This is a genomic window from Variovorax soli NBRC 106424 (assembly GCF_001591385.1).
In the GTDB taxonomy this organism is placed as follows: Bacteria; Pseudomonadota; Gammaproteobacteria; order Burkholderiales; family Burkholderiaceae_C; genus Variovorax; species Variovorax soli.
On sequence record NZ_BCUU01000029.1, the window covers coordinates 1 to 22,594 of the forward strand.

Consider the following 22,594-nt stretch of genomic DNA (forward strand, 5'->3'; position numbering starts at 1 on the left):
TGCCGCCGCTGCGCGGGCAGCTCGCCCAGGCGCAGGCCCAGCCCGTCCTGCGCTGCCGCCGGATCCATGACTGCCGCGGGCGCAGCATGGACGGCGGCACCCGGGTCCTGCATCCATTGCACCTGTGCGCTGCGCAGGGCGCCCTGGCGCCAGTAGGTGAGGGTGCTGCTGCTGCCCGGCATGCGCTGCGCAATCTGCTGGAGCAGCTCGGGCAAGGCCGCGACCGGGCGGGCGTCGATGGCCGTCACCACGTCGCCCATGGCCAGCCCGGCTCCCTGTGCCGCGCCGCCGGGCTCGACCTTGGCCACCAGCACGCCGACGGTCGCCTGCGGCAGGCCGAAGGACTGGGCCAGCGGCGGCGTCAGCGCCTGCAACTGCGCGCCCAGACGCACGCGCGGCACGCTACCGCCCGACGAGAGCAGCCGCGCCATCGACCGCATGGCCAGGTCGATGGGCACGGCGAACGACACGCCCATGAACCCGCCCGAGCCGGTGTAGATCATCGAGTTGAGCGCCACCACCTCGCCGCGGCTGTCGAACAGCGGGCTGCCCGAGCTGCCGGGGTTGATGGGCACGTCGGTCTGGATGTAGGGCACCTCGCCCGCGCCGCCGATGAAGCGGTTCTTGGCGCTCACCACGCCGCTGGTCACGCTGCCGCCGAAGCCGAACGGTGAGCCGATGGCGGCCACCCAGTCGCCCGGTCGCAGCCGCGACGAACTGCCGATGGGCGCCACCGGCAGGCCGTGCGCGTCGATGCGCAGCAGCGCCACGTCGCCGCGCGGGTCGCTGCCCACCAGCCGTGCGCCAAAGCGGCGCCCGTCGGCCAGCCGCACCTGCGCTTCCTCGGCGTTGGCCAGCACGTGGGCGCTGGTCATGATCAGGCCGTCGGCGGCGACGATGAAGCCGGACGCCAGGTCTCGGACCTGGGGTGCCTGCGCATACGGCGTGCCCGTGGGCAGCGGCCATGCCAGGCGGTCGGCGAATTCGCCGTCGGGCATGAACTCGGCGCCGGTTTCTGCGTCCGTGTCGGAGGTGCCGCGCCAGCCGCGCAGCGTGTGGATCTCGACCACCGCGGCGCTGCGGCTGGCCACCAGCGCCGAGAAGCCGTGGCCCTGCTGCACGGATGACGGGGCGGCGGCCGCCTTGACGGCGGGATGGTGCTGTGCCCAGGCCGGCTGCGCGACAACGCCCCCGCCGGCCAGCAAGGCAGCACCGGCCAGGGAAAGCAACATCGTCATCAGCAGCGGCGGCATGAGCGCGCGGGCCATGCCGCTTGGATTGCGCCCGGCCCTTGCAAATTCCCGAAAGCCGCCGCGCCGTGTGCCGGCCGATCGACGGCGGGCGGCCGCCGGCGCGTCCTGTCAGTGCATCAGGCTGGGCTGCACCCGCGGCCAGGCGGTTTCGCGGCCCATCATGGCGCGGGCGTAGAGGTAGTTCTGCAGCGCCCGCTCGCTCAGGTTGTTCATGTCGACCTGGCCCTGCGCATCGCATGGGAAGACGAATCCGCGATGGCCGGCAAAGAGGGGCTCGAAGCGCAGCTCCCAGCCTGCGATGGCGGTGTGGATGGCCGATGACGTGTCGAGCATGGCGAGCCTCCTTGGCGCTCTTTTTCCAGCGCCTGGGTGAGGAGACTGCCACCCGCAACTGGGCAGTTCGTCCCTCAATGGGAGGACGAGACAGCTTGACTGGCTTTCAAGCCAGGGGCGTCGGTCTTACGGCCTATTGCTTCTTCAGATGGACGGGAGGCGGCAGCAGGCCATGCGGCCTTTGCCGCCGCCTTCGCTCAGTGCATCGCCTGCTGCGAATGTGCGCCGCCGGGCGTCGAAATGCCGGCCACCGCGCGGCCGGTCTTCTTCTCGTCTTCGCAGGCGGCCACGTCGCTGATGGAGACGATGCCCACCAGCCGCTTGTCGCGGTTGACCACGGGCAGCCGCCGCACCTGGATGTGGCCCATGTTCGCGGCAATGTCGTCCAGGTCCTGGTCATCGAAGCAGTACCGGATCTCGGAGGACATGATCTCGCGGACCTTGGTTTCCGCAGGCAGGCCCCGGGCCACGGCGCGCACGGCGATGTCGCGGTCGGTCACCATGCCCACCAGGCGATCGTTCTCGCCGACGGGCAGGGCGCCCACGTCGCGGGTCGCCATGGCGCGGGCGGCTTCCTGGATGGTCTCGTCGGGACTGACGAGCGCAATGTCGGTGCTCATCGCATCACGGACTTTCATTCGAAAAACTCCTTCTTGCGCCTGATGGAACGCCAAGGGGTTGCGGGCGCACGCGGCCCTTGGCATGACGAACCACCATGCGGCAAGGCGCGTACCTGCGGGCGGCCCCGCGCTGGCGCTGGATTCGGGGCCTGTGCGCTGCGCAACCCGCCCCACTTGCGGCATTCCTGACGGCAACTGTTGCAGCGCGCAGCGGGCGGCAGAGGCCGGCGCGGACGGGCCGGGACCGCAGCGGGAACGACGCTTGCCGCACAGACAGACCGTGCTGGCCGAGGTTCGGCGGCGTGCCGCTGAGCCCCGCAGCAAGAAAGGAAGCGCAGGGCGATGACGACCCAGGATGACGCGCAATTGGTCAACGCAATCCGCTCGGCGGCGCTGGCGCTGGACGAGAAGGGCGACGACTACCAGGCCGTGGTCGACCTCATCGGCGACGCGCATATCGTGCTGCTGGGCGAGGCGTCGCACGGCACCCACGAGTTCTATGCCGGCCGGGCGCGGATCACCCAGGCGCTGATCGAGCGCAAGGGCTTTCATGCGGTGGCCGTGGAAGGGGACTGGCCCGACGCGCACCGCGTCAACCGCTTCGTGCGCGGCCTGGGGCAGCAGAAAGACGACGCCTCGCCCGAGGAATCGCTGCGCGGCTTCCAGCGCTTTCCGACCTGGATGTGGCGCAACACCGACGTGCTGGACTTCGTCGCCTGGCTGCACGCCCACAACCTGGCGCGGCCACCGCCCGGCCGCGCCGGCTTCTACGGCCTGGACCTGTACAGCCTGCACAGCTCGATGGACGCGGTGCTCGACTACCTGGAATCTGCCCATCCGCAGGCCGCCGCCCTGGCCCGCGAGCGCTATGCGTGCTTCGACCAGTTTGGCGAAGACAGCCAGCTCTATGGCCTGCTGACCGGCGTGCGCGGCATGAAAGGCTGCGAGGACCAGGTGGTTGCCAACCTGGTCGACCTGCGCCGCCGTATTGCGGAGGACGTGCGCACTGCCGGCCAGGCCGATGCCGAAGACGCCTTCGACGCCGAGCAGAACGCCCGGCTGGTGGGCAACGCCGAGACCTACTACCGCACCATGTACATGAGCGACGTGTCGTCGTGGAACCTGCGGGACGAGCACATGGCCCAGACGCTGGAGGCGCTGGAGCGGCATCTGGCAAAGACGGTCGGCCAGCAACCGAAGATCGTGGTGTGGGCGCACAACTCCCATCTGGGGAATGCGCGGGCCACCGAGATGGGCCAGCGCCGCGGAGAACTCAACCTGGGCCAGCTCGTGCGCGAGCGCCACGGCCGCGATGACGCGGTGCTGGTGGGCTGGACCACGCACGACGGCAGCGTGACGGCCGCATCGGACTGGGGCGCGCCGGCGCAGCGCAAGCAGGTGCGGCCTTCGCGGCCGGACAGTTATGAGAACCTCATGCATGCCGCCGGCATCGGCCGGTTTGTGCTGCCGTTGCGGGAGGGGCCGCATGTGCAGGGGCTGGAGGCGCCCAGGTTGGAGCGCGCCATCGGCGTGATCTACCGGCCGGAGACGGAGCGGCACAGCCACTACTTCTTTGCGCAGTTGCCGCAGCAGTTTGATGCGGTGATTCACATCGACCGGACGCGGGCGGTGCAGCCGTTGGATGCGGGTGCGCATTGGGATGCGGCGCGGGAGGTGCCGGAGACTTATCCGTCGGGAAAGTAGCCAGGCGGGTCCTGGACTTGCTCGTCCCCTCACTTGGTGAAGTCGCGCTTGGCGTTGTAGTGCGATAGCGGTTCTGGGCGCTCCTCGGACTTGGGCGCGGACCTGGGCGCGGACTTGGCAGCCGGTGCGCGGCGTTTCGCCGGGACAGGGCCATCGGGCTCGTTCGTGCGCTTGGCTGCCAGCGGCGTCCTCTTTGACCTGGTGGGCCGGAGCTCCGCCCACACGGGCGCGTGGTCGCTGGCGTTGTCCCTGCCGCGCTCCTCGCGGTCCACCCCAACGTTCTCGACCTTGAAAGACCGGCCGACCAGGATGTGGTCGATGCGCAAGCCTGCATTGCGTTCCCAGCGCTTGCGCCGGTAGTCCCAGAAGGTGAAGAACCGGTCCTTGGGCCTGGCGTCTTGCAGGGCATCGGTCCAGCCCTGGGACAGGATGGCTGCAAAGGCCTCGCGCGGCTGCGGCTGCAGGAGCGCGTCATCCCGCCAGGTGTCCGGCTTGTAGATGTCGGCGTCGGTGGGCACCACGTTCCAGTCGCCCATCAGAACGACGGGCTGCCCCGATTCCCACAGCGCTTGCGCTCGCTGGCGCAGCCGCTCGAACCAGCGCAGCTTGTAGTCGAACTTGGGGCCAGGTTGGGGGTTGCCATTGGGCAGGTACAAGCAGGCGAACAGCACGCCGTTGATGGCGGCCTCGACATAGCGAGCCTCCTTGTCCTGGGCGTCGCCCGGTAGCGAGGTCGCGACCGGCAGCGGTTCGTGGCCGCGGGCGAGGAGGGCGACGCCGTTCCAGGTCCGCTGGCCGACAGCCAGGCACCCATAGCCCAGGGCCTGGAGGCGCTGCAGCGGGAAATCCTGCGTGGGCGTCTTGAGTTCTTGCAGCGCCACGACGTCCGGGCGCGTGCGCTCGAGCCAGCTGCACAGCAGGTCCAGCCGCCGGATGACGTTGTTGATGTTCCAGGTCGCGACGCGCATGGTCTCGAATCTTGCAGGATTGCATGAGCATGGTGGTCAACCGGCATGGACGGATGCGCGTCGGGGCCGCAACTGTATGACGGCCCACGTCCTGCCTTGCTCGACGCCATCTGCGTCAGCCGGGAGAGGCGCAAGGGGGCGAGGTGGGCGAAGTGTGGGGCGAAGTGGGCGAGGGCGCCGGCACGCACCACCACGTCTGGCGATAGCGGTCCGCCTTGATGTTCTTGAGTCCGCGCCCGCGCGGATTGACTTCAGTGCCGGCGATGAGCACGCCCTTTCCGCGGATGCGCGTTACCCGGGCGCGGTCCAGCACCGGGATGACGTAGCTCTCGCCATCGGGGCGCAGCAGCATGGCCACCATGACGCTGCGGCCGGGCCGGGAGTCGTGCAGGCGCTCGGTGAACAGCAGCTCGCCGTGCACGGGGTGGCGCTGCACGACCTCGCGCTCCAGCTTTTGACCCCGGGCGCGAAGGCGGTACACGGCACAGAACATGGCGATAGCTGTATGAACATACAGTATAACGAGGAGCGCGAGTTCCAACCAACGAGAGAGTCTTGGGAAGTGTCCTGCGCAAAGCGCTCGTGGCCGGCGGCTCTCTGCTTCGCAGCGATAGCGGTCCTCCGACTCGGTGAGCGCGAATGACCGCAAGCTGCCCCCCCTGCGGCCATTCATTGTTCCCCTACCCCGTCGTGTCATCGGCGACGGACGGAACCGTAGGGCGCAAACACTTCCACCGTCCAGTCGACAAACGCGCGCAGCTTGGCGCTCATGTGCCGGCTGGTTGGGTAGGCCACTGACACGGGCATCGGCGGCGGCTCCCAGTCGGCCAGCAACTGGACCAGCGCCCCGCTCTCTACGTGCGGCTTCGCCATGAAGGCAAAGGTCTGCGCCACGCCAAGCCCGGTCAGCAGCGCCGTCAGGTGGGCCGTGCTTTCGTTGACGGCGATGACGGCTTGCCCATTGATCTCGACGCGCTCGTCGCCGCGTTCGTAGCGCAGCGGAAATGGACGCCCCGTGCTCGACGAGAGATAGCTCACCACCCGATGCCCGTCGAGCAGATCTGCCGGCGTCGCGGGCGTGCCGTGGCGCTTCAGGTAGTCGGGCGTCGCGCAGGTCATGTAGGACATCTGCGCCACTCGGCGAGCCACCAGCGACGGGTCGCTCAGCACCCCGCCGCGCAGCACGCAATCCACCCCTTCGCCGATCAAGTGGACCGGCCGGTCGCTCACGCCAAGCTCGAGCAGGATGTCCGGGTAGCGCGCGTGGAACGCCGGCAGCCTGGGAATCAGGATCTGGTTGGCCAGCAAAGAGCCGATGTCCACACGCAGACGGCCCCTGGGGCTGGCCTGGGCATTGGTGACATCGGCCTCGATGTCATCGATCTCGGCCAGCACCCGCGAGATGCGCTCGTAGTAGGCAGCGCCCTCCGGCGTCACCGTGACACGCCGCGTCGTGCGCTGCAGCAGCTTCACACGCAAGTGGCTCTCCAGTTGCTGGACCAGCTTGGTCACGCTGGGCTTTGGCATCTGCAGCAAGTCGGCCGCCCGCGTGAAGGTGCCGGCTTCGACGACCCGGGCGAACACGCGCATGGCTGCGATCTGGTCCATCGTCGGATTATTGGCGAACTGGAAATAAAGATGTCCCGCCCACCGTCTTGGTCAGCGCGGGGTGCGATCCGACACTTCATGCCATCGCAACTCACCCAAACTGAAAGGGATTCCGAAATGACCACCAAGATCCAAACCGTGCTGCTGACGGGCAAGACCCATACGACGGCCAGCCGCCGTGAGGGCGCCTCGCGCGACGATGACCGCGTCGACATCCAGATGTCGATTCCTGGCAAGGCCGGCAATGAAATCACGCTCAAGGCGATCCAGTTGCATCCGACGGCGGAGCAGTTGTTCGCCGGAGCCTGGTCGGCCTGCTACACCGGTGCACTGGGCGTTGCAGCCAAGGCGAGGAAGGTGGCGCTGCCCTCCGACATGTCGGTCGACATCGAAGTCGACCTCGGCCAGACCGGGCACGCCTACTTCATCCAGGCCCGCATCGACGTCTGCATGCCGGGTGTCGCAACGGACGTGGCCGAGGCCATTGCGCATGCGGCGCACCAGATGTGCCCGTACTCGAAGGCCGTTCACGGCAACATCGATGTCACCACGAGCATCGTTGCCGCGGAAGCCCTGGCAGCGTAGCTTTTCGCCACCGCTCACCCTCTCGGAGAACAGCATGTTCAAACCCCTCGCCAACAAGGTCGCCCTCATCACCGGCGGCTCACGCGGCATCGGCGCCGCCATCGCCCGCCGCCTGGCTAATGACGGCGCTGATGTCGCCATCAGCTATTCGGCATCTGCCGACCGCGCCGAGGCGCTGGTCAAGGAACTGAAGGAAGCGGGCGTGCGCGCCGCAGCTTTTCAGGCCGATCAGGCAGACCCACTGCAGGTTGAAGCGCTGGTGAACAATGCCGCCCGGCATTTCGGCAGGCTGGACATTCTCGTGAACAACGCGGGCGTGTTCGTGGTCGGCCAGGTCGGCGCGCCCGACAGCGACGTCGCGGCCTTCGATCGCCAGTTCGCAATCAACGTCGGCGGCGTCGCTGCAGCCGTGCGCGCGGCAGTTCCTCTCATCAGCGATCAGGGGCGCATCATCTCGATCGGCTCCGGTGCCGCCGATCGCACTCCCTGGCCAGGAGTGGCCGACTATTCAGCAACGAAAGCAGCTGTGTCCGCCTACACTCGCGGCTGGGCGCGCGACCTCGCCCCGCGCGGTATCACAGTCAACACCGTGCAGCCGGGCTCGGTCGATACCGAGATGAATCCGCAGGGCGGCGATTTCGCGGCCGTGCAGAAGGCCGCCATTCCCCTCGGCCGCTACGGCCGGCCCGAAGAAATCGCGGCGGCAGTGGCTTTCCTCGCGAGGCCCGACGCCAGCTTCATCACAGGCGTATCGCTCGATGTCGACGGTGGCGCGGGGGCATGACCACCGAACTCGACAGCAACGGAGGCTGGTTTGAAAGCCTGATGAGGTTGGCAACCCGGCGTCTCGAGACGCCGAGAACCCGGGACCCAGCTGGCGCTTCCCCCGCGGCCTGAATCCAGCTTGAGACCGCTTGCCTCGGATCCGTCGACGCTTGCCGACCAAAGCGGCACAAGAGGTGTGAAGTGGCCCATGCGCAGCGTTTGCGGTCCTTTAGCTCTAAGAACTTCGAAGGCGGCAGACCGGCGCCAAAGGGACATTCATGCTCCTCCTTTGCAACGACATCAGATCCTGTCGGGGGCAAGCGTCGCGACCATGGCGTCATTGATCCATGCCTGTGCAGTTCTTCTTCCACGAACCCACTCGCCGTTCTCGCGGCCGATGGCGCGCCAGGCAGTTTCGGGTAAACCCCCGCCGCCTTTGCCGCCGAACGCCGGTACCTTTTGCATACATCAGCAAGAACGCGGAGGGACACATGCACCCAGCAACGCGCAGCATCCGCTACTTCGGCATCTACGTGGTCCTCACTGGGATCGCGCTTGCCATTGCTCCGGGCCTAACGCTCGCGCCACTAGGGCTACCGGCGCCAAACGAGGTTTGGATCCGAGTCGTGGGGGTGCTAGCAGTCGTCGTCGGGTACTATTACTGGGCCTGTGGCACCGCCGGCGCGGTCGACTTTTTTCGCGCTTCCGTTCGCGGCCGTATTCTGTTCGCCGGCTTGTGCCTGATGCTCGTCCTGGCGTTCTCTGCGCCCGCGCAACTATTGCTGTTCGGCGTCATCGATTTACTTGGCGCAGCCTGGACCGCTCACGGACTCCGAATCCAGGCGACTACGGTTACCCCGGGGATCCACGACAGGACCTAGTGGGTCGTTCAAGGGGAATTGCCGAGGCAGGTTGCGCTGGCTTAAGGCCCAATCTACTTTGAGCCAGTTCGCAGCGCAAGCCGCCATTTCAGTTTGCGACGCGAGCGTCCGCAATCCGGCGCTTTTCTGTCAATTCCCCGCCGCCTCGCCTCTCTTGGAGAGGAGCCCAAGGGAATCTTGCAGGCGCGCCTCGGCAACATTCACGACTTTTCACACCCGCCATCGCCCGGGGGCGTTCATGATGACGGCGTGAGTCGAGCCCACTAGACTTCCCGTCGGACTTCCGCTCCGGCGCCCCATCCGCAAGAATGCTACCCATGAGCGACGGTTCTCCGGTGCCCAGCGCCACCGTGTCGGCAGAATTCGACTTTGCTTTCGGTCCTTACAGACTGCTGAAAGACCGGCGTTGCGTGGTCCTTGGGGACGCGGTGATACGGCTGGGCGGACGTGCCTTCGATCTGCTGGTTGCGCTGCTCGATCGCGCCGGCGAGGTGGTCAGCCGGCGTGAACTAGAGCAACAGGTCTGGCCCCGGTCCGTCGTCGAGGAAACCAGCCTGCGCGTCCACATCTCGTCGTTGCGCCGAGCCTTTGGCGATGGTCAGCATGGCATGCGCTTCATCGAGAATGTGCCCGGCCGTGGCTACTGCTTTGTCGCGCCAGTGGTTCGCGGCAACGCCTCCGCATCCCAGGCCTCGGCCTCGCAGCGCCACGGAGGACCTCCTCCCCCGGCTCATCCTCAAATCATCGGCAGGACTGAAACCCTCGCCAGGCTCAAGGAGAACCTCCAGGTCCATCGGCTGGTCACGATTGCGGGGCCGGGCGGAATCGGCAAGACCACGCTTGCTCGTGCACTCGCGCAGGATTGCAGCGCGGACTACCCACAAGGCGCCGCCTTCGTCGACCTGGCGCCCATCCGCGACGGCGCGCTGGTCGCGTCGACCATTGCGGGCGCCCTGGATCTTGTCATCTCGGCCCAAGACGCCGTCCCATCACTGGCCATGGCACTGCGCGACACGAGCGTTCTTGTCGTGCTGGACAACTGCGAGCACGTCATCGATGCGGTGGCCTGTGTGGTCGAGCAACTGCTCGAGCAGACGCCGGTGCGCATTCTCGCGACCAGCCGTGAGCCCATCAACGTGAACGGCGAGTGCACCCACCTGCTCGTTCCGCTAGCTTTGCCTCGGCCGGAACAGGCGGTCACCGCCCGCCAGGCCTTGCAGTACTCGGCGATCGAGTTGTTCGTCACCCGGGCGGCAGCGGCGAGCGAGCAAGGGTTCAACCTTGACGAGCACAACGTCGAGGACGTCATTGCCCTCGCCCGCCAGCTCGATGGTCTTCCCCTGGCCCTCGAACTCGTCGCTGCGCGCGTGCCGAGTCTGGGCGTGCGCGAACTCAGCTCGCGCATCGGCAGCCACCTGGCGCTGGTCTCTCGCGGGCGCCGGACCGCGCCAGCCCGGCACCAGACCCTGTCGGCCATGCTGGCCTGGAGCTACCAGTTGCTGTCCACCCCGCAGCAGATCGTGCTGAGGCGCTTGTCGATCTTTTGTGGCAGCTTCAGCCTGGAGGCGGCTTTGGCTGTCGCAAGCGACGAGCAGCTGGGGCACCCGGACGTTCTGGAGGCCGTCCTTGCACTGGCCACCAAATCGCTAATCTCGGTGGACGCCTCTCGAGTTCCGGCGGCCTACCGTCTGCTGGATACGACCCGCACCTTCGCAGCGCAAAAGCTCGCCGAAGCCGAGGCTCACGGACCCGTGGCCCGGCGGCACGCGCTGGAAATGCAGAAGGAGCTCGTCGTCGCGGACGCCGACTACGACGCCATGTCCCGCATGCCCTGGATGGCCGCCCATGCCAGCCAAGTGGCAGACATCCGGGCAGCGCTCGACTGGTGCTTCTCTGAAGGGGGTGACCTGCAGATCGGTATCCAGGTCATGGTCAACGCCTTGCCGCTGCACGAGCTGGGTCTCCTGGCGGAACAAACCGTCCGGATCGAGCGCGCCCTGGCCTTTATTCGCCAGCTGAAACCGCCCCGCCCTGACCTGGAACTGCGCCTGAACCTCAAGCTGACCTGGCCGAGCCTGGAGCCCGATTGGAGCGGTAGGCCGACGCTAGCCATCCTGTCGCGCGCGACAGAACTGGCCGAACGCCTTGCGGACCCAACCTCGCGGATCGGCGCGCGGTACTGCACCTGGCTCAGTGCCTTCGTCAACGGCGACTACGCGTCTGCCATGCGCACGGCGCAGGATGCGCTGAGCATTGCGCAAGAGTCGCAGGACGCGGGTGGCGTCGTCCTGGCCGAGCGACTGCTCGCCCAATGCCACCACTTCATGGGCGACCACCGCAAGGCGCGGCTGCTTGCCGAACGCACGCTGTCACGCGAGACTTTCCGTCTGCCACCCGAATACGCGAGCGCGGTGCCACGCGGCGTGTCGATGCGTATCGTGCTGGCTCGCATTCTCTGGCTGGAGGGATTTCCGGATCGCGCAGCGCGCATGGCCGACGAGTGCCTTGCATTGGCGGAAAAGGCGCACTGCCACGCGCAACTGCAGACCCTCGGCTTCGCGGCCATCCCCATCTCCCTGTGGCGCGGCGACACGGCGTTGGCCGACGACATGGTTCACCAGATGACGGTCGTCGCACGCAAGGGGCACTCCCCGTACTGGGGGTCGTGGGCACGGTCCTTCTCGGCGGTGGTCGAGGCGTTCCGCGAGGAGCCGCAAGCGAGTCACGCGGCCCCGCGCATGCCTGTCATCCAGACCATCAACGCGAAGGAGCTCGACTGCATGGCCAGCGTGGCCCCGTTCTGGCATCACGCGGTCACGCAGAACCGCCTGCACTCGGGCGCGTGCGAGTGGTCTAGCGCGGAGATCCTGAGAAAGCAAGGGGAATACCTCATGCGACAGCGCGATCCAGAGCCTGGCATGGCGGCAGAAGACGCATTCCGGCGCGCGATGGATCTCGCGCGCCGGCAAGGGGCACTGGCCTGGGAGCTGCGCGCCGCCCTCAGTCTGGCGCGCGCTTGGATCGGTCGCGGCCGATTCTCCGAAGCACGTGAGCTGGTGGCGCCGATCCATGCGCGCTTCACCGAAGGCTTCGAAACGGCGGACCTGCGGCTGGCTCGAACGGTCGTGTCCAGTTGAACCTGCGCCGCCTGGGCACTCCTGCGGCGCATCTTCGCCCTCAATTGCTGCTGGACGACAGGAAGGCCTTGACGGCCGAGACGGTCGCCGCGGGTTCCTCTTCCATCAGCCAGTGGCCGGAGCGAGGGATGACCACCTCCGTCACGTTCGTCGCGGCATTTCTCATCGCAACGGCTTCGAGACTGCCAAAGGACTTCTCGCCACCGATCGCCAGTACCGGCATGGTGAGCTTGGTTTTCATCAGCTCCTGGTTGTCCTTTGCATCCGCGCGGAAGGCGTGGAACTGCGACAGCGCCCCTTTCATGGCACCGGGGCGTGCATACAGCCGCGCGTAGTGATTGCGGGTGCCCTCGTCGATCTTTGACGGGTCGCCGCCGAAGTCGTTGTAGAACCGATCCAGGAAGATGCGCTCGCGCCCCTTCACCAGGCGCAACACATCGTCGCCGTAGAAGTCGAAGTGCCACAGCTTGGGGTTGCGGACGACGTCCTCCCAAGGTGGAATGCCGGGAGGCGGCGCGTCCATCACCACGAGCTTCGTCGTCTTGGTTGGATAGGTCGCCGCATAGGCATAGGAAACCATCACGCCGATGTCATGCCCGACGATGTCGGCTTGATCAATGCCAAGGACGTCGAGCACGCCGCGAATGTCCCGGGCCTGGTTCTTCTTCTCGTAGCCGCCCTCCGGCTTGGCGGACAGTCCCATGCCACGCAAATCCGGAATGACGACGCGATGGTCCTTCACCAGTTCGGCTGCCATCGGTCCCCACATGTCGCCGGTGTCCCCGAAACCGTGGAGGAGAACGACGGCAGGGCCCGAGCCGCCGACACGAACGTGAAGGGTCGTCCCGTTGGTTTTGATCTCCTGCGTCTTGAAGGCAGCGGGAAGTGCCTTTGGCTGCGCCAGCGCCAACGGTGTTGCGGCCATCCACGCTGCCACAGCGAGCACAGCCGCGCCCACGAAGTTCTTCATTGATCTCGACATAGTTGACTCCTTGGCTCCGCCAGGTTGCGAAGTGCACGGCGGTGCAGTCTTTGAGCTCGCATGCCCGCCCGGACATCGGGAAAGCAGCGAGTGCCTCCAGCTTCAGCTGCGAAGGCCGGACAGGCGAGTGAGTTTGCGTGAATCAGCGTCAACGCCAACTCGCCAACAACTCCATGGCCCTACAACGATTCACGTCGGTTCACTGGTGAGGCGCACACGGCGCTGTCACGATCGCAGGTCAGGGGCCTTCGGCTCCGTGGAGACCACCTCATGCCGGACAGGCCGCGCCCACGCACCGAAGCCACCCAGGCACGCATCCTCATGCACCGCGACCAGCATCCGGCGGACCCGCTGGTCGCAGCCGCCGACAGCAATCCGCGCAAGCTTCAATATGAAAGCCTGATCGCCGGGTTCGACCGCAGTGGTGGCGTCGTAACCGGCGACGAACTAGCTGCGCTGCTTCAACGTCACTCGCGGCAGGCCGTCTCGACAGTGGCGCGCTGGATCGTCACTCGGACCGCGCTCAGCTTTACCTGGGAGGCAAAGACGCTCGTGCCCTTGTTCCAGTTCGAACTCTCGACCATGCAACTGCGAGAGGGCATGGCGCACGTCCTGACCGAGCTGCTGGACATTCTTGACGACTGGGAGCTTGCCCGATGGTTCGCGAACCCCAACCCCTGGCTGGGCGAGGTCGCGCCCGCAGACTTGTTGGCGACGCGGCCGGACCTGGTGCGCGATGCGGCCCGGGTTGATCGCTCAGTTGCTCACCCCTGAGGCTCCTCCGAGCGACCAGTGCTAGAAGGTGCGATGGGGCACCGAGCGGCCTACATATTTCGTGCTCGGGGCGCCTGGAGCGGCATGGCAGCGTTAGCCGACGTCCAGGGCGGTAAACACGCAAGACCGCAAACTAGCTCGCATAAGACATTCACAGCGCCCTACTCTCTTGCCAGCGCCAAACGCGTTCGGGTTCTAATGCAAGCCATGAATATGACGCTTCTGGCGTATTCGAGGTCTGACATCAGGTTGCCCGCATCACTTATCTGATGGCGGCAGAACAACTTCTCTTGCGGCCTTGATGCCTTCGGGAGTGAGTTCCCATGTACCCCTTGGGGACTGGTGGCTGAGCAAACCTCGGTCCTTAAGGGCGTTCCTCGCCCACGCTACGGTGTTTTCTGCCCTGGTCTCACCGGTTGAGACCATCTCGTGAGCAGCGGCTTCAAGCAGTCCCCGAGCTTCCATCATTTCGATCACTGCTGTGGATGCCTCATCCTTGTTCGCTCGCCCTTTGAACTTGGTCCCCAGCACATGCAGGAGAAACGTCTCGTATGTAGCCTGGGGCGTCCGAGAGCCACGCTTCGCTTTGGTCTTCGGAGCGACAGGTCGAGCTTCCACGGCTACCTGCTTTGATTGCGCGCCACCTTGACCTTCGAGCAGCCGCCTGATAACCGTGTTTGGGGTGTCGACGAATGGCTCTGCAAGCTGCTTCAGCATCTCAAAAACCTCATCGTCGATACGGATGGTCGCCATCATGATTGCCTCAGAGAGTAAGTGATAAGCGAATCATAGTTTCCTTGTGATATTGTGACAAGTTACTTTTTTTGCGACTCTTCGAAGGGTATCTGACTAGCCCAAAGCTCCGAAATCCCCCCATGGCCCCTCGCGTTCCTGGTGTAGGAGCCTACCGGGCACGCAGCAAGCCTCGAAGTCCTCCGCCTAGCCGGACCAGCAACGAAATGGAGCAGCTAACCGTGCGATTCCGCACCTTGCGCTCGATTACAGTTCGTCAAGAACCCGCGCACGATGTTAGGGTCGAAGGCTCCGAACAAAAAGGCAGCGGCGAATGGACATCGGCAAGCGTATGGAGCAGTTCAACATCGCCTACCTGAGCGCAATGGCCGCTCAGGCCGGACTGAATTCAAGCCGACCAGACGTCGATGACGACAGCGTTGACCTGCAACTGGCCGCGAAGGGCTGGCAAGGAGGGAAGCTACGCAACCCGACAATCCAGCTGCAACTCAAGTGCACAGCAGGCGCGAACGTCGCTGGGGAGGTCATCAAGTTTCCGCTCCCGAGGAAAAACTATGACGACCTGCGCGGCGATGACCTCATTTGCCCGCGCTATCTAGTGGTCATGCAAGTGCCTCCAATCGAAGGTTGGATTCAACACCATCCAGATCACATGTCCTTGCACCACACGTGCTACTGGGTATCCATCAAGGACCACCCGGCGACCGATAACACGACAAGCGTCACCATCGACGTGCCTTTGTCGCAGCGACTGACGACAGAAACGTTGAAAGCCCTGCTGGACAAGGCAAGCAATGGGGAATGGGCATGAGTCGAGATGCGCGCATGAGGGAGCGCGACGTACTACTACGCCAGGTCGACGGGTTAGGCCCGATGCACCTTCGGCTGTACCTAGGGGCGAGCGGCTGGTTTGAAGATGGCGAACTCGGGAAGTTCGCAACGATCTGGCATCGGCCCGACAGCGAGGACGCCGAAGTAGTCCTGCCTGAGTCCACACGAGCAAAAGACTTCAGCGCCCGAATGCTTGACGCCGTCGGCGTCCTCGGAGCCTTTGAAGGTCGCAGCCCTCTCGAAATTGCGAACGCGATTGCTGGGACCGCGAACGATACCGTTCGGATTCGCGTGTTCCACAGCGACGTTGATGGCGGCACGATCCCCTTGGAGGACGGTGTTTTGCTCAACCAGAAGGCACGGGACCTAATGGCCGCTGTCGCTCTATCCACGATTTCGAAACGCAAACACTTTGAAGGCCCGCGCCCGCCAGAAGCAGTTGAGTACCTCGCCTCCCTTCGACTTGGGCAGACCGAAGAAGGCAGCTACATCGTGAATGTCATCGCTCCGTCTGTTATTCCAGCCACGAACAACATGGAGACGATTCCGCTCGCATCGTTTTCCAGCGTGGTCAGCGACACGCTGACATCAAGCTTGGCCGCCTTGAGCACAGCAGTTGATTCGTTCGTGCACGAGGCCGATCTGACAGTTTTTGATGCCGCCGTTTCGAAGGGCGTCAGTGCGAACTTCTGCGACGCGCTTGTAGGCTTTAGTGGCAGCGAGAGGACACGAGGATTCGAGGTTTCTGTTGCTCACGCCAAGAGCGGCCAGCCCCACATTGAACCCATGACGTTCGTTTTTGATTCGATGGGAGTGTCGAGCATCGTCGCGGCTGCTGAGTACTATAGAGACAACTACGTAGTCGACGGGATTGTGGTCTCCGGCTTCATAAAGCGACTTGATAGGAAGCCTGGAGACGAGAGTGGCACGGTCACCATCGCCGCGACACTTCGGGGTGTGGACAAGAACGTTTCGGTCGAACTTGGGAAGACCGATTACCTCGAAGCCGTCACAGCGCATCGTGCCAACGAGATCGTCCGTGTCTCGGGGGACGTTCATGTGACCGCACGCACGGCGAAGGTCCTAAATCCGACAGACTTCCGCGTCATTCGCCCTGGCGATCTGTTCTAGCGCTCAGGGTTGCAGGTGAGCGCTTGGTTGAGAAAAGGGTCGTCTGGCAGCGGTAAGGCTCTTCACCCCACCCCTTCACTCAGAACCCGGTGAGAGGTCAACCCGCAAATGGCCGTTTGCAGGTCTGCTATCAGCAGCGTTACTGCCTCACAGCCGAGCGCTCATGAAGGACTGCAACCAGTCTGCAGCAGCCCGTACGGGTGACCTCGCAGCGGGGCTTCCGCTACACGCGCCGACGCAGTGTTCTCCTACACCCGCCTCCCGCCCGCAGTGCAAGCATGGAGCGTTCAAGCCACACCCGAGCAGGAGCACCCATGCGGACAACAACCTTCGGCACCATGAGCGGAACAACCAGCGACACACTGCGCGGCTGGGTTCGAGAAGCCATTGAATGCGACGACCGGCGGCACAGCATGCCGCACGAGCACACGGCCGCCCTGGCAGGCGGCATCGGCCTGATCCTCAGCGCCTTGATCGTGCCGGGCCGCACGGCAGCCGTCTTGCAGGCCGCTGCCGGCGGCGCGTTGCTGCTGCGGGCGGCGGCAGGGCGCGACGGCATCCGCAAGTGGAGCGGCGCCGAGGGCGCGCGGCCGGCGACCGAGCTGGACGACAACACGGACAGCGCCACCACCACCAACACCACTACCACGGGCGTGCCCACCGCGACCCGGGGCACGAACGAGATGGGAATGTGAGCGCGCGTGTGAGCGCGCCGCAGGGCAGGGCGCCGGGCACAGCAGGGCGGCAGTTCAGCCGCCCCGGCAGGTCGCCACCTTGTGCAGCAGCTCCACCAGGATCATCCGCTCCCCCTGGCTGAGACTGCCCAGCGCGTCCTGTTCTCCTGCAAGGACAGACTCGGTGGCCTTCCTCGCCAGCGCCGCGCCTTCTCGGGTCGTGCGCAGGTGCTGCGCCCGCCGGTCGGTGGCGTGCGGAATGCGCTGCACCAGCCCGCGCTTTTCCAGCCGGTCGATCCAGGCCGCGATGTTGGGCGCTGTCACCGCCAGCGCCTTGGCCAGCCGGGTGGCCGAGACGTCGGGGTTTTCGTGGATGAGGGCGAGCACGGTGTATTCCACCGGCCGCAGCTCGAATGGCGCGCCCACCTGCTCGGCAAAGACGGCGTTGGTGACGATGGAGGCCTGCGCCAGCTGGTAGCCCAGCAACAGATGAAGGGATGCTTCGCTCAGGCGCCCGGCGGGCGTGGTGTCGGCGGGAAGGCTGCTGCGGCTCTTGGACATCGGGGTCGATTGTGGCGTGCCGGCAGGTAGTTCAGGTACTTAATGGTATTCATTGGCCAAGCGCCGGGAACATGAATGGTGTCTACTGGAAAACGCTAAATAGTTATTGAACATACTTAAGTAAATTAGGCAGGAGACGCCAATCTCGAGCGTCGTCGCAAGGAGACCTATCTTGAAAAGCTCTGCATCCCTGGTTGTGGTTGCCACCGTGCTGGCCGCGTGCGGCGGTGGTGGTGGCGGCGGGATCACCACGCCGCCTCCCTCGTCGTCGCTGCCCGTGCTGGGCGAGGCCACCGGCGCCACCCTGAACAACTGCGCGGCGCTCGCCAATTTCGGCTTTGCCAACACCACCATCTCCGCGGCCACGTCCATTGCGGCGGGCACGCTCACCGTGGCCGGCAAGCCGGTGCCGGCGCATTGCCAGGTGCGCGGCAAGATGTTCGAGCGCATCGGCACGGTGGACGGGCAGCCCTATGCCATCGGCTTCGAGATGCGCCTGCCCATCAACTGGAACGGGCGCTTCTTCTACCAGGCCAACGGCGGCGTGGACGGCAACATCGGCACCGCCGCCGGCCCCGTGGGCGGCGGCGGCCCGCTGGACAACGCGCTGAACATGGGCTTTGCGGTGATCAGCTCCGATGCGGGCCACCCGGCGCCCACGCCTTTCTTCGGCATCGACCCGCAGGCGCGGCTGGACTACGGCTACCAGGCGGTGGCCAAGCTCACGCCCATGGCCAAGCGGCTGATTGCCACGGCCTACGGCAAGGGGCCGGACCGTTCGTACATCGGCGGCTGCTCCAACGGCGGGCGCCACACCATGGTGGCCATGTCCCGCTACCCCGACGACTACGACGGCTACCTGGTGGGCAACCCGGGCTTCCGCCTGCCGCTGGCCGCCGCCGCCAACATGGTGGGCGCGCAGAACTACAACGCGCTGGCCACCACGCCGGGCGACCTGGGCACCGGCTTCACGCCGGCCGAGCGCGCGCTGGTGTCCAAGGCGGTGCTGGCCAAGTGCGATGCGCTGGACGGCGCCACCGACGGGCTGGTGCAGAGCACCTCGGCATGCCAGGCCACCTTCGACCTGCAGCGCGACGTGCCCACCTGCTCGGGCACGCGTGACGGCACCTGCCTGAGCGCGGACCAGAAGCAGCGCATCGGCCAGCTGTTTGCCGGCGCGGTGGATGGCGCGGGCAAGAAGTTCTATTCCAGCTTCCCGTACGACTCGGGCCTGGGCACCAACGGCTGGGCGGTCTGGAAGTTCAACAACTCGCTCAACCTGGATTCGGGCGCCACGGCCTTCATCTGGCAGGTGCCGCCCGAGGCGCAGGCCGGCTTCAACGGCCCCAACTTCACGCTCACGGCCAACATCGACACCATCCTGGCGAAGATCACGACCACCAATGCGCTGTACACCGAGAACGCGCTGCAGTTCATGACGCCGCCCAACCCCGCGGACCTGAGCACGCTCAAGAAGCGCGGCGCCAAGGCCCTGGTCTACCACGGTACCAGCGACCCGATCTTCTCCAGCGACGACACCAAGCGCTGGTACGAGGAGCTGACGGCCGCCAACGCCGGCGATGCCACCAACTTCGCGCGCTACTACCAGGTGCCCGGCATGAACCACTGCAGCGGCGGCCCGGCCACCGACCAGTTCGACATGCTCACGCCGCTGGTGGCCTGGGTGGAGAAGGGGCAGGCGCCCGCATCGGTGGTGGCCTCGGCACGCGGCCCCGGCAATGCCGGCGGCGTGAATGCGGACGTGCCGGCTGACTGGGCGGCCGACCGCAAGCGCCCGCTGTGCGCCTACCCCAAGGTGGCGCGCTACAAGGGCGGCGGCAGCTTGGACGCGGCGGACAGCTTCAGCTGCGTGTAGCGCTGGAAAGTCGGGAGTCGGCCATTGGGGCCACAATCGCTGCCGGTTCAGCCAGCAAGCAGCGATTGAGACAACGATGGACGACAACTTCGAAGAACGGATCCGCTCGGGCCAGGCCCTGTGCGAATCCATGGGCAACTTCCACGTCACCGGGTGGGAGCCCGAGCACAAGCGCCTTTCGGCCGCCTTCACCGTGCGGCGCGAGTACTGCCACACCAACGGCACCATCGCGCAGGGCGGCTTCATCACGGCCTGGCTCGACGCCGCCATGGCCCATGCGGTGATGCATGACACGGGCCACAAGCAGTCCGTCTTCAGCCTCGAGATCAAGGTGAGCTTCTACGACAAGGTCGGCCCGGGCGAAGGCCGCGTGGAGGCGCGGGTGGTGCGGCGGGGCAAGCGCGTGGCCTTCCTGCAGGCGGTGCTCTACAACGCCGAGGGCCAGCTGGCCGCCGAAGCCACGTCCACCGGCATGCTGGCGGACCTGTGAGCAGCAGCAGCCCACGCCGGATGATGGTGCGCACTTGAAGATCGACGCCCGCATTGCGACCTGGCTCTGGCGCACGCTGGCGGTGGTGTTCATGGTGCTGGGCCTGCTCGGCGTCGTGCTGCCTGTGCTGCCCACCGTTCCGTTCATCATCGCCGCGGCCTGGGCGGGCGGCCGCGGCTGGCCCGAACTGGAGCGCTGGCTGCTCGGGCACCCCACCTACGGCATTCACATCCAGCGCTGGCGCCAGGGCGGCTTCGTGCCGCGCCGCGCCAAGCTGGCGGCCATCGCCATGATGGTCATCAGCGCCACCGGGCTGCAGTTCGCGCCCTTGCCGATGGCCGTGAGGATCGTGGTGCCGCTGGTCATGGCCGCCGTGGCGGCATGGCTGTGGACCCGGCCGGAGCCCTAGGCTCTCGCGATCAGGCCAGCCGGTATTCCTGCGGCGACTTGCCCGTCCAGCGCACGAAGGCGTGGCGGAAGTTGGCCGCGTCGCTGTAGCCCAGCCGGCTGGCGATCTCCTCGTTGGTCATGCGCGTCTTGCGCAGGTACTCGATGGCCAGCACGCGCCGCACCTCGGCCAGGATCTGGCGGTACGAGGTGTCCTGCGCTTCCAGCCGGCGGCGCAGCGTGCGCGGCTCCATCGACAGTTCGCGCGCCATGGCTTCCAGGTTGGCAAAGCGCCAGGGCATGTGCTCGATGAGCGCCTGCCGCACCATCGAGGCGATGCCGTTGCTCTGCGTCATGCCGGCCACCACCTGCTGACACATCTCGCGCGCCGCCTGGTGCGTGCTGGGGTCGGGCAGGCGCGGCGGCAGGCCCACGCGGGCCGGGTCGAGCTTGAGCTCGTTCACCGGCTGGTCGAATTGCACGGGGCAATGGAACAGCACGCGGTAGGCGCTGGCATGCGCCGGGCTCGGGTAGGCCGCGCGCACGGCCGAGAAGCGGTAGTTGCTGTCGTACAGGTCATGCGCCAGCGCCTGGTGCGCCGCGAAGGTGAACTCCAGCATGAAGCGGTAGAGCGGGTCGGTGGGGTCGGGCGTGGCCAGTACCTCGTACTGGAACACCGCGTGCGAGCCTTCGCGGTTGAAGCTCAGGCCCAGGCCCGGCACCGCCATACGGTGGTAGCGCACCGCCAGGTCGATGGCCTCTTCGGCACTGGGGCTGCTGAGCAGCGCATAGCCATACACGCCGTAGGAGGTGAGCCGCATGCGCGAGCCCGCGCGCAGCGCAATGGTCGGGTCGGGCGTGAGCCGCAGCGCGTTGCGGAACACCTTGCAGATCTGGTCGCAGGATACGCGCGCGCCGGGCTCCTTCAGCATCGCGTCGTCGAGGCCGCTGCCGGCCAGCACCTCTTCGGGTGCGATCCCATCCTCGACCAAAGTGGCAAGCACGGTGGTGATCCGGTGCGGCGTATAGACGCGTGCCTGAAAGTCGAGCGGGGGGCGTTGCATGTCTGTCTGTCTCCTTCGAAGCCCTCTTGCGGCCATCATAAGTACAAAGAACAGACGTTCGGTGGGGTGGCCGCGCGCTTGTCCTGAACTCACCGCTCGGCGGCCCCAAAGAACCTTTCTCCTGTGGCGCGGCTGCGAAAAGATCGCCGCCAGAACAAGAGCTTGCGAAGCGAGCCCGAAGCGTGGGAGCCGCGGGCGTTTCGCAAGCGAGACAGGAGACAAGGCTTGAAACACGAACAGATGCTGGGGCAGGGCAGCGCGCCCATCGGCGGTAGCCACATGCCCGGCCAAACGGGCGCGCCTGCAGCCGCGCGCTTCGTCCATGCCAACGGGCTGGACCTGGCCTACGACAGCTTCGGCGAGGAGAGCGCCCCGGCGCTGCTCCTCATCATGGGCCTGGGCACGCAGATGATCGCTTGGGACGAGGGCTTCTGCGCCATGCTGGCGGCGCGCGGCTACCGCGTGATCCGCTTCGACAACCGCGACGTCGGGCTGTCCACCCGGATCGAGCACGGCGGCGTGCCCGACATCGCCGGCCTGCTGGCGCACACGCTGGGTGGCTTCCCGATCAGGCCCGGCAGCGTGCCCTACACGCTGGCCGACATGGCCGACGATGCGGCCGGCCTGCTCGACGCGCTGGGCATCGAGAGCGCGCATGTGGTGGGCGCCTCGATGGGCGGTGCCATCGGCCAGGAGATGGCGCTGCGGCATCCGCGACGGGTGCGCACGCTGGTGTCGATCATGGCCACCAGCGGTGCGCCGGGCCTGCCGCCGCCCACGCAGGAGGCGCTGTCGGTGCTGCTCAACCCCACGCCCACCGGGCGCGAGGCGTACATCGAACGCTACCTGCGGGTGATGCGCATCCTGCGCGGCACGGCCACCACGCCGGAAGACGCAGAGAGAGATGCCGCACGCGCCGAGCGCGCGTACGGGCGCGGCATCAACCCGCCCGGCTATGCGCGCCAGCTGGCGGCCATCCTGGCCTCGGGCAGCCGGCGCCAGCGCCTGCCGCACCTGCATGCGCCCACGCTGGTGATCCACGGCGACCGCGATCCGCTGGTGCCCATCGAATGCGGCCGCGACGTGGCCGCCGCGGTGCCCGGCGCCGGCATGCTCAGCATCGAAGGCATGGGCCACGAGCTGCCCGCCTGGGCCTGGCCGCGCATCGTGGCCGCGGTGGCCGAGCACGCGGTCTGGACGGACTGAGGAGCACGCCC

General features: G+C 66.4%; 22 protein-coding genes. 12 read left to right on the forward strand and 10 right to left on the reverse strand.

What is annotated here, in order from left to right; all coding sequences use genetic code 11:
- The 3 genes from VSO01S_RS10910 to VSO01S_RS10920 all read right to left on the reverse strand — a co-directional run.
- On the reverse strand, window positions 1–1,268 hold a 1,268-nt coding region (locus tag VSO01S_RS10910), incomplete at its 3' end, for a S1C family serine protease (protein ID WP_068642224.1).
- A gap of 93 nt (window positions 1,269–1,361) precedes the next feature.
- On the reverse strand, window positions 1,362–1,586 hold the full coding sequence (locus VSO01S_RS10915) for a hypothetical protein (protein ID WP_068642226.1): 225 nt from the start codon (window positions 1,584–1,586) through the stop codon (window positions 1,362–1,364).
- Window positions 1,587–1,783: 197 nt separating this feature from the next.
- A complete protein-coding gene (locus tag VSO01S_RS10920; protein WP_068642228.1) occupies window positions 1,784–2,224 on the reverse strand; it encodes a CBS domain-containing protein in 441 nt (146 codons plus the stop codon).
- Window positions 2,225–2,548: 324 nt separating this feature from the next.
- On the opposite strand from VSO01S_RS10920, the gene VSO01S_RS10925 reads away from it, so the two are divergent.
- Window positions 2,549–3,910, forward strand: a complete 1,362-nt coding sequence (locus VSO01S_RS10925) for an erythromycin esterase family protein (RefSeq protein ID WP_068642230.1) — start codon at window positions 2,549–2,551, stop codon at window positions 3,908–3,910.
- Between the two features lie 29 nt (window positions 3,911–3,939).
- Here VSO01S_RS10925 and xth read toward each other — a convergent pair whose 3' ends face one another.
- The 3 genes from xth to VSO01S_RS10940 form a co-directional block, all read right to left on the reverse strand.
- Window positions 3,940–4,878, reverse strand: coding sequence for an exodeoxyribonuclease III (gene xth / locus VSO01S_RS10930; protein ID WP_084241808.1), 939 nt, complete (start codon window positions 4,876–4,878; stop codon window positions 3,940–3,942).
- Between the two features lie 115 nt (window positions 4,879–4,993).
- Complete coding sequence (locus tag VSO01S_RS10935) at window positions 4,994–5,371, reverse strand: hypothetical protein (RefSeq protein ID WP_068642232.1); 378 nt, start codon at window positions 5,369–5,371, stop codon at window positions 4,994–4,996.
- 200 nt (window positions 5,372–5,571) lie between these two features.
- Window positions 5,572–6,486 carry a LysR family transcriptional regulator gene (locus VSO01S_RS10940; RefSeq protein ID WP_068642234.1) on the reverse strand — a complete coding sequence of 305 codons (915 nt, stop codon included), beginning with the start codon at window positions 6,484–6,486 and terminating at the stop codon, window positions 5,572–5,574.
- 117 nt (window positions 6,487–6,603) lie between these two features.
- Here VSO01S_RS10940 and VSO01S_RS10945 point away from each other — a divergent pair, with 117 nt between their 5' ends.
- The 3 genes from VSO01S_RS10945 (at window position 6,604) to VSO01S_RS10960 (ending at window position 11,854) form a co-directional block, all read left to right on the forward strand.
- Window positions 6,604–7,071, forward strand: coding sequence for an Ohr family peroxiredoxin (locus VSO01S_RS10945; RefSeq protein ID WP_068642236.1), 468 nt, complete (start codon window positions 6,604–6,606; stop codon window positions 7,069–7,071).
- Between the two features lie 34 nt (window positions 7,072–7,105).
- Window positions 7,106–7,855, forward strand: a complete 750-nt coding sequence (locus VSO01S_RS10950; protein WP_068642238.1) for an SDR family NAD(P)-dependent oxidoreductase — start codon at window positions 7,106–7,108, stop codon at window positions 7,853–7,855.
- Between the two features lie 1,179 nt (window positions 7,856–9,034).
- The gene (locus VSO01S_RS10960) at window positions 9,035–11,854 is read left to right on the forward strand and encodes an ATP-binding protein (RefSeq protein ID WP_068642242.1); all 2,820 of its coding nucleotides are present in this window, start codon (window positions 9,035–9,037) and stop codon (window positions 11,852–11,854) included.
- A 40-nt stretch (window positions 11,855–11,894) separates the two neighbouring features.
- Here VSO01S_RS10960 and VSO01S_RS10965 read toward each other — a convergent pair whose 3' ends face one another.
- Window positions 11,895–12,824, reverse strand: a complete 930-nt coding sequence (locus VSO01S_RS10965) for an alpha/beta fold hydrolase (RefSeq protein ID WP_068642244.1) — start codon at window positions 12,822–12,824, stop codon at window positions 11,895–11,897.
- Window positions 12,825–13,106: 282 nt separating this feature from the next.
- Between VSO01S_RS10965 and VSO01S_RS10970 the strand changes: the two genes are divergently transcribed.
- The gene (locus VSO01S_RS10970; protein WP_068642246.1) at window positions 13,107–13,610 is read left to right on the forward strand and encodes an antitoxin Xre/MbcA/ParS toxin-binding domain-containing protein; all 504 of its coding nucleotides are present in this window, start codon (window positions 13,107–13,109) and stop codon (window positions 13,608–13,610) included.
- Window positions 13,611–13,868: 258 nt separating this feature from the next.
- Here VSO01S_RS10970 and VSO01S_RS26680 read toward each other — a convergent pair whose 3' ends face one another.
- Window positions 13,869–14,363 carry a winged helix-turn-helix domain-containing protein gene (locus VSO01S_RS26680; protein WP_218002337.1) on the reverse strand — a complete coding sequence of 165 codons (495 nt, stop codon included), beginning with the start codon at window positions 14,361–14,363 and terminating at the stop codon, window positions 13,869–13,871.
- Between the two features lie 313 nt (window positions 14,364–14,676).
- Between VSO01S_RS26680 and VSO01S_RS10975 the strand changes: the two genes are divergently transcribed.
- The 3 genes from VSO01S_RS10975 (at window position 14,677) to VSO01S_RS10985 (ending at window position 17,020) form a co-directional block, all read left to right on the forward strand.
- Complete coding sequence (locus VSO01S_RS10975) at window positions 14,677–15,174, forward strand: DUF4365 domain-containing protein (protein ID WP_068642248.1); 498 nt, start codon at window positions 14,677–14,679, stop codon at window positions 15,172–15,174.
- A 14-nt stretch (window positions 15,175–15,188) separates the two neighbouring features.
- A complete protein-coding gene (locus tag VSO01S_RS10980; RefSeq protein ID WP_153305219.1) occupies window positions 15,189–16,325 on the forward strand; it encodes a hypothetical protein in 1,137 nt (378 codons plus the stop codon).
- Window positions 16,326–16,663: 338 nt separating this feature from the next.
- Window positions 16,664–17,020 carry a hypothetical protein gene (locus VSO01S_RS10985; protein ID WP_218002338.1) on the forward strand — a complete coding sequence of 119 codons (357 nt, stop codon included), beginning with the start codon at window positions 16,664–16,666 and terminating at the stop codon, window positions 17,018–17,020.
- A gap of 54 nt (window positions 17,021–17,074) precedes the next feature.
- Here the strand turns inward: VSO01S_RS10985 and VSO01S_RS10990 are convergent, their stop codons facing one another.
- Entirely contained in the window at window positions 17,075–17,560 is a 486-nt protein-coding gene (locus tag VSO01S_RS10990) for a MarR family winged helix-turn-helix transcriptional regulator (RefSeq protein ID WP_068642252.1), read from the reverse strand.
- 172 nt (window positions 17,561–17,732) lie between these two features.
- On the opposite strand from VSO01S_RS10990, the gene VSO01S_RS10995 reads away from it, so the two are divergent.
- The 3 genes from VSO01S_RS10995 to VSO01S_RS11005 all read left to right on the forward strand — a co-directional run bounded on the left by VSO01S_RS10995 (window position 17,733) and on the right by VSO01S_RS11005 (window position 20,335).
- Window positions 17,733–19,436, forward strand: a complete 1,704-nt coding sequence (locus tag VSO01S_RS10995; protein ID WP_084241811.1) for a tannase/feruloyl esterase family alpha/beta hydrolase — start codon at window positions 17,733–17,735, stop codon at window positions 19,434–19,436.
- Between the two features lie 76 nt (window positions 19,437–19,512).
- Entirely contained in the window at window positions 19,513–19,926 is a 414-nt protein-coding gene (locus VSO01S_RS11000; RefSeq protein WP_068642257.1) for a PaaI family thioesterase, read from the forward strand.
- A gap of 34 nt (window positions 19,927–19,960) precedes the next feature.
- Window positions 19,961–20,335 carry a YbaN family protein gene (locus tag VSO01S_RS11005; protein ID WP_245684180.1) on the forward strand — a complete coding sequence of 125 codons (375 nt, stop codon included), beginning with the start codon at window positions 19,961–19,963 and terminating at the stop codon, window positions 20,333–20,335.
- Window positions 20,336–20,345: 10 nt separating this feature from the next.
- On the opposite strand, the gene VSO01S_RS11010 is transcribed toward VSO01S_RS11005, so the two are convergent.
- The gene (locus VSO01S_RS11010; RefSeq protein WP_068642259.1) at window positions 20,346–21,377 is read right to left on the reverse strand and encodes an AraC family transcriptional regulator; all 1,032 of its coding nucleotides are present in this window, start codon (window positions 21,375–21,377) and stop codon (window positions 20,346–20,348) included.
- A 225-nt stretch (window positions 21,378–21,602) separates the two neighbouring features.
- Between VSO01S_RS11010 and VSO01S_RS11015 the strand changes: the two genes are divergently transcribed.
- On the forward strand, window positions 21,603–22,583 hold the full coding sequence (locus VSO01S_RS11015) for an alpha/beta fold hydrolase (RefSeq protein ID WP_245684181.1): 981 nt from the start codon (window positions 21,603–21,605) through the stop codon (window positions 22,581–22,583).
- Window positions 22,584–22,594: the final 11 nt, after the last annotated feature.

What these genes read in the sequence shown, in the direction of transcription:
- VSO01S_RS10915 (WP_068642226.1), bottom strand. Translation starts at nt 1,586, where the DNA reads ATGCTCGACACGTCATCGGCCATCCACACCGCCATCGCAGGCTGGGAG.
- VSO01S_RS10920 (WP_068642228.1), bottom strand. Translation starts at nt 2,224, where the DNA reads ATGAAAGTCCGTGATGCGATGAGCACCGACATTGCGCTCGTCAGTCCC.
- VSO01S_RS10925 (WP_068642230.1), top strand. Translation starts at nt 2,549, where the DNA reads ATGACGACCCAGGATGACGCGCAATTGGTCAACGCAATCCGCTCGGCG.
- xth (WP_084241808.1), bottom strand. Translation starts at nt 4,878, where the DNA reads ATGCGCGTCGCGACCTGGAACATCAACAACGTCATCCGGCGGCTGGAC.
- VSO01S_RS10935 (WP_068642232.1), bottom strand. Translation starts at nt 5,371, where the DNA reads ATGTTCTGTGCCGTGTACCGCCTTCGCGCCCGGGGTCAAAAGCTGGAG.
- VSO01S_RS10940 (WP_068642234.1), bottom strand. Translation starts at nt 6,486, where the DNA reads ATGGACCAGATCGCAGCCATGCGCGTGTTCGCCCGGGTCGTCGAAGCC.
- VSO01S_RS10945 (WP_068642236.1), top strand. Translation starts at nt 6,604, where the DNA reads ATGACCACCAAGATCCAAACCGTGCTGCTGACGGGCAAGACCCATACG.
- VSO01S_RS10950 (WP_068642238.1), top strand. Translation starts at nt 7,106, where the DNA reads ATGTTCAAACCCCTCGCCAACAAGGTCGCCCTCATCACCGGCGGCTCA.
- VSO01S_RS10960 (WP_068642242.1), top strand. Translation starts at nt 9,035, where the DNA reads ATGAGCGACGGTTCTCCGGTGCCCAGCGCCACCGTGTCGGCAGAATTC.
- VSO01S_RS10965 (WP_068642244.1), bottom strand. Translation starts at nt 12,824, where the DNA reads ATGAAGAACTTCGTGGGCGCGGCTGTGCTCGCTGTGGCAGCGTGGATG.
- VSO01S_RS10970 (WP_068642246.1), top strand. Translation starts at nt 13,107, where the DNA reads ATGCCGGACAGGCCGCGCCCACGCACCGAAGCCACCCAGGCACGCATC.
- VSO01S_RS26680 (WP_218002337.1), bottom strand. Translation starts at nt 14,363, where the DNA reads ATGGCGACCATCCGTATCGACGATGAGGTTTTTGAGATGCTGAAGCAG.
- VSO01S_RS10975 (WP_068642248.1), top strand. Translation starts at nt 14,677, where the DNA reads ATGGACATCGGCAAGCGTATGGAGCAGTTCAACATCGCCTACCTGAGC.
- VSO01S_RS10980 (WP_153305219.1), top strand. Translation starts at nt 15,189, where the DNA reads ATGAGGGAGCGCGACGTACTACTACGCCAGGTCGACGGGTTAGGCCCG.
- VSO01S_RS10985 (WP_218002338.1), top strand. Translation starts at nt 16,664, where the DNA reads ATGAGCGGAACAACCAGCGACACACTGCGCGGCTGGGTTCGAGAAGCC.
- VSO01S_RS10990 (WP_068642252.1), bottom strand. Translation starts at nt 17,560, where the DNA reads ATGTCCAAGAGCCGCAGCAGCCTTCCCGCCGACACCACGCCCGCCGGG.
- VSO01S_RS11000 (WP_068642257.1), top strand. Translation starts at nt 19,513, where the DNA reads ATGGACGACAACTTCGAAGAACGGATCCGCTCGGGCCAGGCCCTGTGC.
- VSO01S_RS11010 (WP_068642259.1), bottom strand. Translation starts at nt 21,377, where the DNA reads ATGCAACGCCCCCCGCTCGACTTTCAGGCACGCGTCTATACGCCGCAC.